At 72.5% G+C, this 14,495-nt stretch carries 12 protein-coding genes; 5 read left to right on the forward strand and 7 right to left on the reverse strand.

Features of this window, described 5'->3' with window-relative positions; translation table 11 throughout:
• Positions 1-74: 74 nt before the first annotated feature.
• Positions 75-398 (reverse strand): hypothetical protein, encoded by a 324-nt coding sequence (locus tag NGF19_RS06095; RefSeq protein WP_252422762.1) that lies wholly within the window; start codon positions 396-398, stop codon positions 75-77.
• Positions 399-840: 442 nt separating this feature from the next.
• On the opposite strand from NGF19_RS06095, the gene NGF19_RS06100 reads away from it, so the two are divergent.
• Positions 841-1,974 carry a PLP-dependent cysteine synthase family protein gene (locus tag NGF19_RS06100; protein WP_252422763.1) on the forward strand — a complete coding sequence of 378 codons (1,134 nt, stop codon included), beginning with the start codon at positions 841-843 and terminating at the stop codon, positions 1,972-1,974.
• Positions 1,975-2,009: 35 nt separating this feature from the next.
• Here the strand turns inward: NGF19_RS06100 and NGF19_RS06105 are convergent, their stop codons facing one another.
• On the reverse strand, positions 2,010-2,876 hold the full coding sequence (locus NGF19_RS06105) for a DeoR/GlpR family DNA-binding transcription regulator (RefSeq protein ID WP_252422764.1): 867 nt from the start codon (positions 2,874-2,876) through the stop codon (positions 2,010-2,012).
• Positions 2,877-3,181: 305 nt separating this feature from the next.
• On the opposite strand from NGF19_RS06105, the gene NGF19_RS06110 reads away from it, so the two are divergent.
• Entirely contained in the window at positions 3,182-5,533 is a 2,352-nt protein-coding gene (locus NGF19_RS06110) for a hypothetical protein (protein ID WP_372505589.1), read from the forward strand.
• On the opposite strand, the gene NGF19_RS06115 is transcribed toward NGF19_RS06110, so the two are convergent.
• The 4 genes from NGF19_RS06115 to NGF19_RS06130 form a co-directional block, all read right to left on the reverse strand.
• A complete protein-coding gene (locus tag NGF19_RS06115; protein WP_252423201.1) occupies positions 5,503-7,944 on the reverse strand; it encodes a right-handed parallel beta-helix repeat-containing protein in 2,442 nt (813 codons plus the stop codon). The genes NGF19_RS06110 and NGF19_RS06115 overlap by 31 nt on opposite strands.
• A 124-nt stretch (positions 7,945-8,068) precedes the next feature.
• Positions 8,069-8,674 carry an Rv1733c family protein gene (locus NGF19_RS06120; RefSeq protein ID WP_252422765.1) on the reverse strand — a complete coding sequence of 202 codons (606 nt, stop codon included), beginning with the start codon at positions 8,672-8,674 and terminating at the stop codon, positions 8,069-8,071.
• Positions 8,675-8,859: 185 nt separating this feature from the next.
• The gene (locus NGF19_RS06125; RefSeq protein ID WP_252422766.1) at positions 8,860-9,687 is read right to left on the reverse strand and encodes an MOSC domain-containing protein; all 828 of its coding nucleotides are present in this window, start codon (positions 9,685-9,687) and stop codon (positions 8,860-8,862) included.
• Positions 9,688-9,736: 49 nt separating this feature from the next.
• Positions 9,737-10,204, reverse strand: a complete 468-nt coding sequence (locus NGF19_RS06130; protein ID WP_252422767.1) for a DUF6643 family protein — start codon at positions 10,202-10,204, stop codon at positions 9,737-9,739.
• Positions 10,205-10,503: 299 nt separating this feature from the next.
• On the opposite strand from NGF19_RS06130, the gene NGF19_RS06135 reads away from it, so the two are divergent.
• Positions 10,504-11,817 carry a TerD family protein gene (locus NGF19_RS06135; RefSeq protein WP_252423203.1) on the forward strand — a complete coding sequence of 438 codons (1,314 nt, stop codon included), beginning with the start codon at positions 10,504-10,506 and terminating at the stop codon, positions 11,815-11,817.
• Positions 11,818-11,826: 9 nt separating this feature from the next.
• Here NGF19_RS06135 and NGF19_RS06140 read toward each other — a convergent pair whose 3' ends face one another.
• The gene (locus tag NGF19_RS06140; protein ID WP_252422768.1) at positions 11,827-13,002 is read right to left on the reverse strand and encodes a glycosyltransferase; all 1,176 of its coding nucleotides are present in this window, start codon (positions 13,000-13,002) and stop codon (positions 11,827-11,829) included.
• A 58-nt stretch (positions 13,003-13,060) separates the two neighbouring features.
• Between NGF19_RS06140 and NGF19_RS06145 the strand changes: the two genes are divergently transcribed.
• Together NGF19_RS06145 and NGF19_RS06150 are read left to right on the forward strand one after the other, a co-directional pair.
• Entirely contained in the window at positions 13,061-13,846 is a 786-nt protein-coding gene (locus NGF19_RS06145; protein WP_252422769.1) for a glutamate racemase, read from the forward strand.
• A 103-nt stretch (positions 13,847-13,949) separates the two neighbouring features.
• A complete protein-coding gene (locus NGF19_RS06150) occupies positions 13,950-14,495 on the forward strand; it encodes a hypothetical protein (RefSeq protein ID WP_252422770.1) in 546 nt (181 codons plus the stop codon).

Here is a 14,495-nt window from a genome sequence, read left to right on the forward strand (position 1 = left end):
GACCAGCGTGACCTATGCGATGGTGTCCCGCAACTCGCGTGAGACGACAGGCGTCCGTGCCCGCCCGCGCTCCGTCAACCGCCGTGCCCGGCCGCCCTGCGCACCGCCTCGATGAACCGCCGCGCCGAAGGGGGCCCCGACTGTCCCGGCGAGGGGTCGCGGTCGCCGAGCGTCAGTGAGTAGCGGGTGCCGTTGAGATCGGCCAACGCCTTGTCCTCCGGCGCGAACCACGGCCTCGACGCGCGCACCGCCTGGACCGGCGCGCTGTCGATCTCGCTGCCGTAGCTGGTGAGCAGCCGCAGCCTGCCGTCACTGATCCGCACCTGCCCGGCCCGGGTGAGCGACCGCAGCCTCTTCCCGATCCGCACACCCGTGGCCGTGAACTCCGGTTCCGCCATGATGTCCGCCCCCTTGCGCCTTCGGCTGTGCCCGGTCCGGATCCGCGGTGGGACACGATCCGGCACGGCCCGATCGAGTTCGCTCGCGTCCAGTCTGCACCCCGTACGGGCCCGTGTCCCGCGCGGGTTCCGTCGGCCCGATCGTCGTCCTGTGCCGTGCGGTGTGCCCGATCGTCGTCCCGTGCCGTGCAGTGTGCCCGGACCCGGCGCCGGGCACCAGTGCGCACGACGGGGTCACACCGGGCGCTCGGGCGCACACGCGTGGACGCGCCCCCGCCCCGGCCTGCCGCACGCCCGCCGCGATCGCCGCACGCCGCAGGAACACCTTTGAGCCGCCCAAAGCATCGTTTATGCAAACAGGAATTGCGCCAAGCCCTGCTTATCATCAAGCTGTCCGACCGCGCGAACACGGCGTAGCCGCATTCCCGTAAGGAGCCCTGGCGTGAGCACTCCCCGGCCGACCCAGCCGACCCACTGCGGTGGGACCCTCGACGTCGACCGCAGCGACGCGGAGTACCGGGCCTGGCTCAAGGAGGCCGTCCGCAAGGTCCGGGCCGACGCCAACCGCTCGGCCGACACTCACCTGCTGCGCTTCCCGTTGCCCGAGCACTGGGGCATCGACCTCTACCTCAAGGACGAGTCGACCCACCCCACCGGCAGCCTCAAGCACCGCCTGGCCCGCTCCCTGTTCCTGTACGGCCTGTGCAACGGCTGGATCCGCCCGGACCGCCCGGTGATCGAGGCCTCCAGCGGCTCCACGGCCGTCTCCGAGGCCTACTTCGCGAAGCTCATCGGCGTGCCGTTCATCGCGGTCATGCCGCGTACGACGAGCGCCGAGAAGTGCCGCCTCATCGAATTCCACGGCGGGCGGTGCCACTTCGTGGACGACTCGCGCAAGATGTACGAGGCCTCGGCCGCCCTCGCGGCGGAGACCGGCGGCCATTACATGGACCAGTTCACCTACGCGGAACGGGCCACGGACTGGCGCGGGAACAACAACATCGCCGAATCCATCTTCCGCCAGTTGGAGTTGGAGCGCTTCCCCGAGCCCGCCTGGATCGTCGCCACGGCAGGCACCGGCGGCACCTCGGCGACCATCGCCCGCTACGCCCACTCCATGCAGTACGACACCCGCGTGTGCGTCGCCGACCCCGAGAACTCGTGCTTCTTCGAGGGATGGACGGCCGGTGATCTCGATGTCACGTGCGAGCGCGGCTCGCGTATCGAGGGCATCGGCCGGCCCCGGATGGAGCCCAGCTTCGTACCGGCCGCCATCGACCGGATGATGAAGGTCCCGGACGCCGCCACCGTCGCCGCGCTCCGGGCCCTCGAAGCGGCCATCGGCCGCAAGGCGGGCGGCTCGACCGGCACGGGCCTGTGGAGCGCGCTGAAGATCGTCGCGGAGATGGTCGCCTACGGCCGCACGGGCAGCGTGGTGACCCTGCTGTGCGACTCCGGCGACCGCTACCTGGACAAGTACTACTCGGACGCGTGGCTCGCCGAGCAAGGCCTGGACATCACCCCGTACACGGCGGCGATCGAGTCGCTGCTGGCGACGGGGGTGTGGCCGGACTGACGACCGGCCCTCGGCCCGACGGCCGGACCGGTCACTCAGGCGCCCGTAGCTTCCCCGGACTCTCCGGACTCTCCGGGCTCGCCGGGTTCCCCGGGCTCTCCGGCGATCACGAGCTGCCTGAGGTGGTCCGAGACCTCCGCCCGCGCCTCGGCCGGCAGTCCGGCGTCGGTCACCAGCGTGTCGACCTGCTCCAGCGCAGCGAACGAACTCAGGCCCACCGTGCCCCACTTGGTGTGGTCGGCGACCACCACGACCCGCCGCGCCGACTGCACGAGCCGCCGGTTGGTCTCGGCCTCCGCCAGGTTCGGCGTCGACAGGCCCGCCTCGACCGATATGCCGTGCACCCCGAGGAACAGCACGTCGAAGTGGAGCGAGGCGATCGCCTGGTCGGCCACGGGTCCCACCAGCGAGTCGGACGGCGTCCGCACCCCGCCGGTCAGCACCACCGTGGCCGCGCCCTGCCGTTGGCCCGAGGTGCGCTGCGCCGAGTGGAAGACATCGGCCACGCGCACCGAGTTGGTGACGACGGTCAGATCCGGTACGTCGAGGAGGTGTTGGGCCAGCGCGAACGTCGTCGTCCCGCCGGACAGCGCGATCGCCCTGCCCGGCGCGACCAGTTCGGCCGCGGCCCGCGCGATGTCCTCCTTGGCCGTCAGCTCCAGGCCCGACTTGGCCTCGAACCCCGGCTCGTGCGTACTGGCCTCGACCACCGGCACCGCGCCGCCGTGCACCTTCGCCAGCATCCCCTGGCGGGCTAGCGCGTCGAGATCGCGACGGATCGTCATGTCGGAGACGTTGAGCTTGCGCGTCAGCTCGTTCACGCGGACACCGCCGCGCCGCCGCACCTCGTCCAGGATCAGGGCACGGCGCTGCTCCGCGAGGAGGTGCTGATTCTCACTCACGTCCGCTCCGCTCCCATTCATCCGATTCATGCCCGATACTTCGTGGCACAGCGGCTCCGACGAGACCATGTCCCGCCGTCCTTGCCGAGGAAGCCTCATCCTCGCACGCGCCGTCCCCCATCGCGCCACCGCCCATGCCTCCGGGAGCCACCCCGGCGAGCCACCGCGGTCGAAGCACGGACCGCTTTCCGCCATCCGTCACACATATCGGGGAGATTTGCGGGGCAACAGGTGTGCACCCCCACGAGAGCGGAGATCCTGTGCCTGCGCATGCCGTACCGTCCGCGCGCGGGGGATGCAGACCAGTGGATCTCACACAGGAACACAAGGAAGAACGCGACGGCGCGAGACAGCCGTCCGAAGAGTCCGGAGCGACCCTGGAACTCCTGGTCCATGGAGTCGGCGGCACCACTCCCGAGGAGATGCTGGGCGATCCCCGCACGGTCCGGGTCACCGGCGACAAGACGGCCGCCGTCTACCGACGCGCCGACGACGCCGACGCGGAACAGCACCCGCGGGACCAGCGGGACGGGCCGATCCCGGAGGCGTACGTCTGGTGCAACCTCACCTCCGGGAACGCCGCCCGCGCCCTGTGGCTGTTGCTGCTGCCCTTCATGGTGGCCAACCTGGCGCACTGGATGCACCCCACGACGAGCGACCACCGACGATGGGTGCGCCTGTACGGCGTGCTCGTCCGCCTGGTCGGCCTCACGCTCACGGTGCTGCTGGTCGCCGCCGCCTGCGAAGTCGCCCTCGACCTGGCCGTCTGGCAGTGCGCGGGCTCACGGGCCTGCGCCGAGCGCCACTCCTGGCTCGGCTTCCTCTCGCCCGCCGTCTCCGGCGACGGCTGGTGGAGCCTGCCGGGGCGGCGCCTCGCCCTGGCCTCGCTCGTGCCCCTCGCACTCACCGGCCTGCTCTGGTACCTCTCCCGGCGCACCTGGAGCGCGTACGAGTCACAGCGACCGCTCGCCCCGCGCTCCGAACCCGACGAGGAGACTCACCGCGCGGGGCTGGGCAGCCCCGGCTTCTGGTACGGGCGGCGGCTGGTGGCCCGGCTGCGGGCCGCGCACACCGCCGCGGGGTTCCTGACCGTCGCGGCCGTGCTCAGCCGCCCCGCCGCGCACTACGACCAGGGCCACGACTCCGTCGCGCTGGAGGTGCTCAGCCGACTCCTGGAGGCAACTCTCCTCGGCAGCGCGGTGGTCGTGGTGTGGGTGGTGTGCCGCCGGGGCCGCACCGAGAACCTGCTCGACCAGGAACTCGACCGCGTACTGGTGCGCGTGCTGCCGCTGATCGCGCTCGCGGTGCTCGTCCTGACCCTGGTGTACGCGGGCTGGGCGCGCCCCGGCTGGCGTTCGACGGGACGGCTCGCGGGCGACGCGACGTTCGGCACGATCACCCTGGCGCAGGGCCTCCTCGTCGTCGCGCTCGGCGTCGTCGCCCATGTCCTGCACCGCGCCCGCCCGGACGCCCGCGCCGCGATGCGCGGACTGGCCGGACCCGCCGTGGCGATGCTGGCCTGCGCGCTCGGCGGCGTGATGACCGGCGGCGTGGCCCAGCGGGTCGCCGACTGGCTGGACGGCACCGGGCACAGCCTGGCCGGCCCACCCGTCCTGCTCACCTGGCAGGCGTCCGTGATCCCGCCGCTGCTGCTCGTCCTGCTGGCCGTCGTCGGCCGGCTGGTCCGGCGCGCCCTGCTGCTGCGCCGCACCGAGAAGGCCGCCGTCGAAGCCGACTACCCGGGCGAACCCATGGACCCGGCCCGCACGTTGCGCATCGCGAGCACCCGCGCGATGGCGAGCCTCACCGACCGGGCCCCGCGCGTCGTCGGCATCACCTCCGCCGTGACGCTGCTGCTGGGCGCGGCGGCCCTGGTGGGCGCCTTCGCCACGGGGGACACGCCGAACGGCGCCGCGCACGGCACCCGACCCGTCCTCCAGGGCTGCGCCGAGGCCGCGCAGGCGCTCGGCTCCTGGCTGATCGGTATCGGCTTCCTCCTCTTCGTCACCTCGGGGCGCCGCGCCTACAAGGACCCGTCCGCGCGCCGCACCATCGGCATCCTGTGGGACGTCGGCACGTTCTGGCCGCGCGCGGCCCATCCGTTCGCCCCGCCCTGCTACGCCGAGCGCGCCGTGCCCGACCTGACCTGGCGCATGGCCACGTGGACGCGGAGCACGGGCGGGCGGCTCGTCCTCTCCGGCCACTCCCAGGGCAGCGTCCTCGCGGCAGCCGCGGCCTGGCAGCTCGAACCCTCCGTACGCAGACGGGTGGCCCTCCTGACCTACGGTTCACCGCTGGAGCGGCTCTACGGGCGCTGGTTCCCCGCGTACTTCGGCCGGGCCGCGCTCAGCTCCCTGCACCGCGAGGTCGACTGCTGGCGCAACCTCCACCGCCTCACCGACCCCATCGGCGGCCCGATCCTGCTGCCCGGCGAGTGCGGTCCGCAGGTGGACCGGGCGCCGCTGAAGGACCCGCTGGTGTCCGGCCGCACCCAGGAGCACCCGCTGCCCGCCCCGATCCTCGGACACGGCGACTACCAGGCCGATCCGGCCTTCGCCGAGGAACGCGAGCGGCTGCTCGCGCGGCTGCGGTCGGGGCTGCCAGGACCGCGGCCGGGTGAGGCCGCTCAGGGCAGTTCGGGCAGGTCCTCCGGGTAGAGCAGCGACAGGTCGTCCGTGCTCGGCTCCGTCAGTTGGGCGACCCGGCCCGCGTGCCGCTCCACCATGGCCTCGAAGGTCTGGCGTGCGGTACGGCCGTTGCCGAACGCGGGCCCCTTCGGGAGCACCGTGAAGTACTTCACCAGGGCCTCGGCCGTCCCCGGGCCCAGTCGGTACTCCTGCTCCTCGGCCTGCTGTTCCACGATCCGCAGCAGCTCCTCGGGGTCGTAGTCGCCGAAGGTGATGGTCCGCGAGAAGCGGGAGGCCACCCCGGGGTTGACCGACAGGAACCGCTCCATCTCGGCCGTGTAGCCCGCGACGATCACCACGACCGCCTCCCGGTGGTCCTCCATCAGCTTCACCAGGGTGTCGATCGCCTCGCGCCCGAAGTCACGCCCGGAGTCCTCCGGCGAGAGCGCGTACGCCTCGTCGATGAACAGCACACCGCCGCGCGCCCGGTCGAAGGCCTCCTGGGTGCGGATGGCGGTGGAGCCGATGTGCTCACCGACCAGGTCGACCCGCGACACCTCCACGAGGTGCCCCTTCTCCAGCACGCCGAGCGAGGCCAGGATCTCCCCGTACAGCCGGGCGACCGTCGTCTTGCCGGTGCCGGGGGAGCCCGTGAACACCAGATGCCGCCGCACGGACGCCGCCTTCAGGCCCGCCTGCTGCCGACGGCGCCCCACCTCGATCATGTCCGTGAGGGCGCGCACCTCGCGCTTGACGCTCTCCAGGCCCACCAGCGCGTCGAGTTCGCCGAGCACGTCCGCCGACGCGCGCGCGGGCTGCTCCGGCGTCCGCGTGGCCTCGACCACCGGCTCCCGCTCGCCGGTCCGCTGGCCGGGGATGGAGCCCAGCAGGCCCAGGGACCCGCTCGCCGGTTGCGCGGCGGTCTCCCGGACCACCGGGGGCCGCAGCCCGGCGCTCTCGTCGCTGGTGCAGTCCTCCACCACCGCGCTGCCGCCGCCGGGCGCGCTCGGTCCGCCGTCCGCGAACTCGTAACCCGCGCGCGCACACCGCTCCGTACGGCACTTCCGCAGCGTGGCGCGGCAGCCGTCGATCACATGGAAGCCGTAGCCGCCGCTGTCGGTGACCCGGCAGTTCAGGAAGCTGCCCCGGCCGCCCGCGGAGACGTAGAAGCCCGCCTCGGACGGCGAGGTCACGGTGCAGCGCTCTACGGTGGGGTCGGCGCCCTTGGTGACGATCACACCGGTCTGTGTGCCGTCGATGGTGCAGTTGGACAGCGTGCCGCCGCTGCCGTGGTCCCGGAACCAGGCGCCGGTCGACGCCTCCCGGATCCGGCAGTCGTCCAGTTGCGCTATGGCGCCGTCGCTCACCGACACCGCTGTGTTGCGCACCTGAGCGAAGTCGCTGTCCACGACGTCCGCGCGGGAGCCGCGGTCGAGGACGAACAGGGCGTCCGGCACGTCGTGCACCCGGCAGGCGTCGAGCACCGTCGTCGCGCCGTCGCTGACCCACACCGCCGGGTAGTCGCCCGTACTGTCGGAGATCTCGCACTGGTTGGCGTCCACCCGCGTGCCCGGGTCCCACACCGACAGGCCGTTGCGCCCGAACTGCCGCACCGTCGTACGCGTCAGCGTGAGCACCGAGCGGGACCGCAGGTCGACCGCGTTCTCCGGGATGTCGTGGATCCGGCAGTCGGCCAGCGTCAGCACCGCGTCCGTGTCCAGCGTGATGCCGTCCGCGGTCGTGCGGTGCACCTCGCAGTCCGTCAGATGCGCCGCGGCATGCCCCGCGATCCGCACACCCGAGCCCCGGACCTCGTACACCTCGCAACCGACCGCTTCCAGCGAGGAGTTCTCACCGGTGGCCGACAGCCCCGCGCCCGACGTGTGGTGCACGCGGCAGCGCTCCAGCCGGGGGTGGGCTCCGCCGCGGACCGCGACGCCCGACTGGGCCGCGGCCAGCACCTCGCACTCCTCGAAGACGCCACCCGCGCCGTCCACGACCGCGATGCCGATACCGGCGGGGTTGTCGACGGTGCACCGCCGGACCGTGGGGCGGGCGCCCGCGCGGACCTCGATGCCGGCCGCGGACCGCGTCATGATCCGCACGTCCACCAGCTCCGGCGTGCCCTCCTCGACCAACAGCGCGGGCGCGGACGAGTCCTGGCCCTCGATGTGCAGGTCCTGGACCACCGCGGAGGCCCGCACGGTCAGCGGGACGCCGTCGACCGGCGCGATGCGCACCGAACCGGGGGAGCCCTCGGATCCGCGCAGCCTCACCGCCCGTTGGACGACCAGGTTCTCCCGGTAGATCCCCGGCGCGATGGTGAGCACGTCCCCGTCACCCGCGGCCTCCAGAGCGGCGGTGAGCGAGGGGTACTCGCCCGTGCGGCGTCGCCACCGCGATGTTCCGGTGTGCGTCACCTGGACCGTGCCCTGTGCCATGGCGTTGCTGTGCCCCCACCTCGTACTCACGCGGGTTCTCGCGAAGATGCCGAACAGCCCGAGAGTCCGGCCGGTCCACCGTAGCGTGCGGGACGGCGGGTGGTTGACCGGAGCCCGAAGGCGATCAACTGCCCGTGCCCGTCCGGCCCCAGTCGGGGCCCGCCTTCTCCCAGGCCTGGTCCCACCGCGCGTACCGACGCCGGACCAGGCTCCAGACGATCAACCGGCGGCAGGTCTCGGCGAAGGCCACGACCAGCGCGGCGGCACCGACACCCGCCAGCACGGCGTGCGTTGTCGCGGTGGCGCGGTCCAGCGGCCGGTCGGCTATTCGGCCGTGGTCGTCGGTCCAGAGCGTGAACCGGTCCCCGGGGTGCGGTGATCGGAGGTCGGTGAGGACCGCGCCCTGCTGTGTGGTGCCGTCGGCCCCGGTCCAGTCGGCGAGTACACGATTGCGGGTGTCGCGCGTCGACGTACTCGACGGATCCGGGTCCAGCAGGCCGCGGCCGAGCTTCTCCACGACCGTGGCCGTCACGAGGTGGTGGGTGCGCTGCTGTTCCCGTACCGACCGTTGCAGGGAGTCCTGGACGCGCGATCCCGTCACGACCCCGGCGAGGGGCGCGAAGGCAAGGATCAGCACCAGGGAGGCGAGCGCCACCCAGGCTTCGACCAGATCGGTCGTACGGCGCAGCGGATTGCCGCGCCAACGCCAGAGCCCCCCGATTGCACGCACCGCCCCGTATCCCCCTTCTTCGTCCCTGACAGCCCCGCGCCGCCGCCGTTCACCCCGGGCGGCAGGACGGGAGAGGGCACCTCCCTCTCGCGTCCCGCGGGTCTCTCATGAACGTCTCATGCACACCCAACGACCGTGCCCGTGGCCCTGGTTCCCACCCGTGCTCCGTTTGTGGATCCGCCCCGTCACTCCAGGATCGTGACCGGGTCGCCGACCCGTATCGTGCCGGGCGTCTGCGGGACCACGTACCGTCCGAAGACCAGGCGGTGGCCGATGCGGTGATGGCGGGCGAGGGTGCGCAGCGGTTCCTTGCCGCGCTCGGTGGTGCTCTGGTCGGTCGTCGTCACCACGCAGCGGCCACAGGGCTTGGCGGCCCGGAAGACGACGTCGCCCAACGCGAGGCGCTGCCAGTCGTCCTCGGCCCAGGGCGCGGTGCCGGACAGCACGACGTTCGGCCGGAAGCGGTTCATGGGCAGCGGGCCCTCCTCGGGGTGATCGCCTTGCGCGATCAGTGAGTTGAGGGCGTCGAGCGAGGCGAGGGTGGTGATCAGCAGGGGATAGGCGTCGGCCAGGCTGACCGTCTGGTCCGGGTCTTCGTGCGCCCAGTCGGCGAGCCGGCGGCGCGTGGCGGGGTCGTCGAGATGGACGAGGGTGACGTCCGCGCCGAGGTACGCGCTGAACCACCGGCTCGCCTCGGCGGCGGCGGGAACCGTCTGGATCTTCTCGCTGTTCCACGTCGCGGTCCGCGTGCCGACACCGTCGGGCACGGCGACGCTCAGCGGCTCCGGACCGGGCGCGGACAAGCGGAGGCCGCCGCCGGACAGAGGTTCGGCGGCGGCCAAGGCCAGGCGCGGACACTCGCGTTGGGTGACGAGCTTGCCTTCGTCGTCGATCACCGCCCAGCGCCGGTCCCCGGCCAGCCCCCATGGCTCCACCGCGGCTTCGCGAAGTGCGTGACCGCGCAGTGCTTTGACCGGGTGAACGTGAATCGACTGCAGCGCTGGTGTCGGCATGAGGCCCATGGTGCCATCGGGCACCGACAGCCTCCTGCCGAGAGGTGGATCAGTATCCGCGGTACTGCTGCCCGTTGTTGTACGGGTCCGGGTACGGCATCGGAGCCGGGGCGGGGGCCGGGCGCGGCGCGGCGGGGCGCATCGCCTCGTAGCCCGTGCCCGCGCCCATCGGGTGCGGCGGGGGCGCCGGCTGGAGCCCCGGCTGGGGTCCCGGATAGCCGCGGGGGCCCGTCTGCTGCGGGATGTACGCCGTGGGAGCCTGCTGCGGCGCCGCGGGCTGTGGCGGCTGCGGGTAGCCGTAGGCGGGCGGCTGCGGAGACGGCGCGGCCGGCAGCGCGGGCAGCGCCGACGGCAGTGCGGGCAGATGGGCGGCCGGTGTCTCGTACGGGGAGGAGACACGGATCGGGGCGATCTGAGGCGTTCCCCGTTCGGCGACGAGCGAGTCGTAGATCGGAGTGTCCCGGAAGGGCGACGCGGAGTGATAGCCGCCGCCGTAGGTGGAGCGGGGGGAGGTCATGGCACATAAGGTAAGCCCACGATGTGGTGGTTGGGGAGACCGATCAGAGGGTTGTTTGTCGTGTCCGTTGCGACCTGAGATCGCTAATCCGAGCGAACTTGGTGAAATAGGGCGGCAAATGATGTTTAGATCGTGTAAGGGCCATGTTCTTGCGGGTCGTCCGCGGTCGTCTCCCTCGTCTTCCGCTACGGGTCAGGGGAGTTCGGGGGCGCGGAAGGAATAGGTTGGCCGCGACGGAAACGACCGACTGCCCGGGGCGCGGCCTCGGCGCGGTGACATGTGAGGGGGCGGCCATGTCGATGCCCAAGGGATCCAACGTTCAGGTACCGACAACGGCTCTACGGGTCGAACTGGGGTGGCGCGCCGGACCCGGTGTGCCCGACGCGGACGCCTCGGCGCTGCTGCTGGCCGCCGGACGGGTCCGCAGCGACGGCGACTTCGTCTTCTACAACCAGCCCGCGCATCCCTCCGGTTCGGTGCGTCACGAGGGCAAGCGGAAGGCGGGCGACCAGGTGACGGACACGCTCCTCGTCGACCTCGCGCGCGTGGAGCCCGCCATCGAGACCATCGTGCTCGCCGCCTCCGCCGACGGCGGACCGTTCGGACGCGTGCCCGGCCTGTACATCCGGGTGCTCGACGCGCAGCGGGGCACCGAGGTGGCCCGCTTCGACCCCGCCGCGAGCGTCGAAACCGCCTTCGTGCTCGGGGAGTTCTACCGCCGCCAGGGAGCCTGGAAGTTCCGCGCCGTCGGGCAGGGGTACAGCAGCGGACTGGAAGGCCTCGCCACGGACTACGGGATCACGGTGGACGAACCGCAGCACGCGGCGCCGCAGCCATCCGCGTCGGCCACCCTGCCTCCTCCTCCGGTCACCATGGCCCCGCCGCCCCCGGTCACCATGCCTCCGCCCCCGGCCGTCGCGCCCGGGGCCGTGCCGCCTCCGCCGCCCGTTCCGCCGGTCGTACCCCCGGCCCCCGTACGCCTCACCAAGGTCACTCTCACCAAACACGCCCCCTCGGTCTCGCTGACCAAGCAGGGCGGCACCTCCGGCGCCCTGCGCGTGAACCTCAACTGGCAGACACGCAAGCAGTTCTCGGGCTGGGGCACCAAGCGCGGCCGGGCGGTGGCCCAGCACGCGGACCTCGACCTCGACCTGTGCGCCCTGTACGAACTGACCGACGGCAGCAAGGGAGTCGTGCAGGCCCTCGGCAATGCCTTCGGGGCCCTGCACCAGCCGCCGTACATCCACCTCGACGGCGACGACCGCACCGGAGCCGTGGAGAGCGGGGAGAACCTCACCGTCAACCTCGACCACCAGCGGAACTTCCGGCGCATCCTGATCTTCGTGACCATCTACGAAGGCGCCCGCTCCTTCGCCGACCTGCACGCCACGGTCACCCTCCAGCCCCAGCACGGCGCACCCGTCGAGTTCTCCCTCGACGAGTGCACGGTGCCCTCGACGGTGTGCGCGCTCGCGCTCATCACGAACACCGGAGGCGACCTCGTCGTCCAGCGCGAGGCCCGCTACCTCGTGCCGGACCGCGGCGTCAGCCCCCAACGCACCATCGACCACGCCTACGCGTGGGGCATGAACTGGACCCCCGGCCGCAAGTGACCGGCCCGCTCACCGCTCCTCGAACGCGGCGTCCGGACGCGCGTAGGTGCGGCCCTTCCAGGCCGCACCACGCCCCCGGTAGTGCTGCACCGCCGAATCGACGGTCATCAGCAGATAGAGGACCGCGGTGAACGGCAACGACAGCGCGAGCCACGCCGGTTGACGGTAGTAGCGCAGCATCGGCAGGTACGTCACCGTCATCACCAGCTTCGCCAGCCCGCCGACCACCATCGCCGCCACATCGCCGGTGACGATCCCGGCGACCAGGGCCGCGCTCGGCACGAGATAGACGAGAGCCAGTCCGAGCACCGTCCCGAGGAGCAGCGGCGGACTGTGCCGCAACTGGGCGTACGCGCTGCGCGAGACCATCCGCCACAGGTCGTGCAGCCGCGGATAGGGGCGCACGCTCTCGACCCGGTCGGCGAGCCCCAGCCAGATGTGGCCACCGCTCGTCTTGACCGCCCGCGCGAGCGCCACGTCGTCGATGACGGCCTGACGGATCGAGTCGGGAATCCGCGCCCGTTCGGCGGCGTCGGCGCGCAGCAGTACACAGCCGCCCGCCGCCGCCGCGGTGCGCGAGCCCCGCACCGCGATCCAGCGGAAGGGATAGAGCTGGGAGAAGAAGTACACGAACGCGGGTACGACCAGCCGTTCCCACACACTCTCCACCCGCAGCCGGGCCATCTGCGAGACGAGATCGAAGCCGCCGCCGTGCGCGGCGGCGACCAGCTCCCGCAGACTGTCGGGCGCGTGGGCGATGTCCGCGTCCGTCAGGAGCAGGTACTCGGGCTCACGCGCGCGTGCGAGAGCGATGCCATGACGCACGGCCCACAGCTTGCCCGTCCAGCCCGCGGGCGGTTCGCCGGGGGAGCCGACGGTCAGCGGAAGTCCGCCGTGCCGCCGCGCCAGTTCACGGGCCAGCTCCCCGGTTCCGTCCGAACTGCCGTCGTCGACCAGGAAGACCTCGGCACGTCCGGGATAGTCCTGCGCGAGCAACGACGGGAGGCTGTCGGGGAGTACGGCGGCCTCGTCGCGCGCCGGTACCACGACACAGACGGACGGCCAGGAGCCGGGCTCCCGGCGCGGCGGCAACCGCAGATCCGTACGCCAGAAGAAGCCCTGGCCGAGCAGCAGCCACAACCAGGCGACCAGAGACACGACGGCGATCCACACAAGGGCAGTCACCCCCCGCAGTCTGCACCACCACGCGGGCCGGTTCGAGGCCATCGACTATGGTTGCCGCGTGAAGATCGCGCTTATGGACTCCGGAATCGGCTTGCTACCCGCTGCTGCCGCAGTACGGCGTCTGAGGCCCGACGCGACCCTCGTGCTCTCCCTCGACCCCGACGGGATGCCCTGGGGACCTCGCACCCCCGAGGACCTCACCCAGCGCGCCCTCGCCGTCGCCGAGGCCGCCGCCGCACATCGGCCCGAGGCACTGATCGTCGGGTGCAACACCGCCTCCGTACACGCCCTGCCCGCCCTGCGCGCCCTGCTCGAACCCGGCCTTCCGGTCATCGGCACGGTCCCGGCGATCAAGCCGGCCGCCGCCGGTGGCGGCCCGGTCGCGATCTGGGCGACGCCGGCCACCACCGGCAGCCCCTACCAGCGCGGTCTCATCCGCGAGTTCGCGGACGGGGTGGAGGTCGCCGAGGTGCCGTGCCCCGGGCTCGCCGACGCCGTGGAGCACGCGGACGAGGCGGCGATCGACGCGGCCGTCGCCGCCGCCGCGGCGCGCACTCCGGCCGAGGTGACGACGCTCGTCCTCGGCTGCACCCACTACGAACTGGTCGCGGACCGCATCCGCGCCGCCGTCCAGCGCCCGGACCGTCCGCCGCTCGTCCTGCACGGTTCCGCCGGGGCGGTCGCGGCCCAGGCCATGCGCCGACTCGGTGTGGAACCTGCACCGACGGCGTCCGCCGACGGCGGGATGACGGTGCTGCTCAGCGGGCGCGAGGCAGCGCTGCCGCCCGCGGCGCTGGCGTACGCGGAGGGCAGGCTGCTGTCGGCGGTCAGCCCCGCGCGCTGACCCGCGTTCGGGATCGCCCCTGCCGTCGCTCGGACTGCCGCTCGCATCGGTGACGTTGCGCGACCCCGTGCCCGCGATGCGGAACGTCGGTACCCTCGAGGGCATGAGGGACCATCCCGATGGCGACACCGCCCCGCACCCCGAGGTGTGGACGGGGCGCGCGACCAACCGAGTCCAGTGGCTGCTCGCCCTCGTCGGTGCCGCCTGCATGGCGCTCGGTATCGAACTGGCCGTCGACTCCGCGTGGACGTCCGGCGTCGCCCCGCTCGTCATGTCCGTCGTGGGCTGCATCGCCGCCGGACTGCTGGTCCTCTTCGGCACGCTGGCGTTCGTGCATGTCGCCGTGAAGGTGGACGAGGACACCCTGGAGGTGCGCTGCGGCCACATCGGTCTGCCGCGCCGCCGTATCCCCCTCGCCCAGGTCGCGGGCGCCGACTTCGCTCCCCGGGTCACCCCGTGTCAGTGGGGCGGATGGGGCTATCGCTGGCGGCCCGAGAAGGGGACGGCCGTCGTCGTACGGCGTGGTGAAGGTCTCGTGCTGCGCCTCTGGGACGGCCATACGTTCACGATCACCGTGGACAACGCCGAGTCGGCGGTACGGGTCATCCGCGCCCGGCTGCGGCCGAGCCTGCCCGGCGCCGCGCACTGA

The organism is Streptomyces macrolidinus (genome assembly GCF_023887685.1).
In the GTDB taxonomy this organism is placed as follows: Bacteria; Actinomycetota; Actinomycetes; order Streptomycetales; family Streptomycetaceae; genus Streptomyces; species Streptomyces macrolidinus.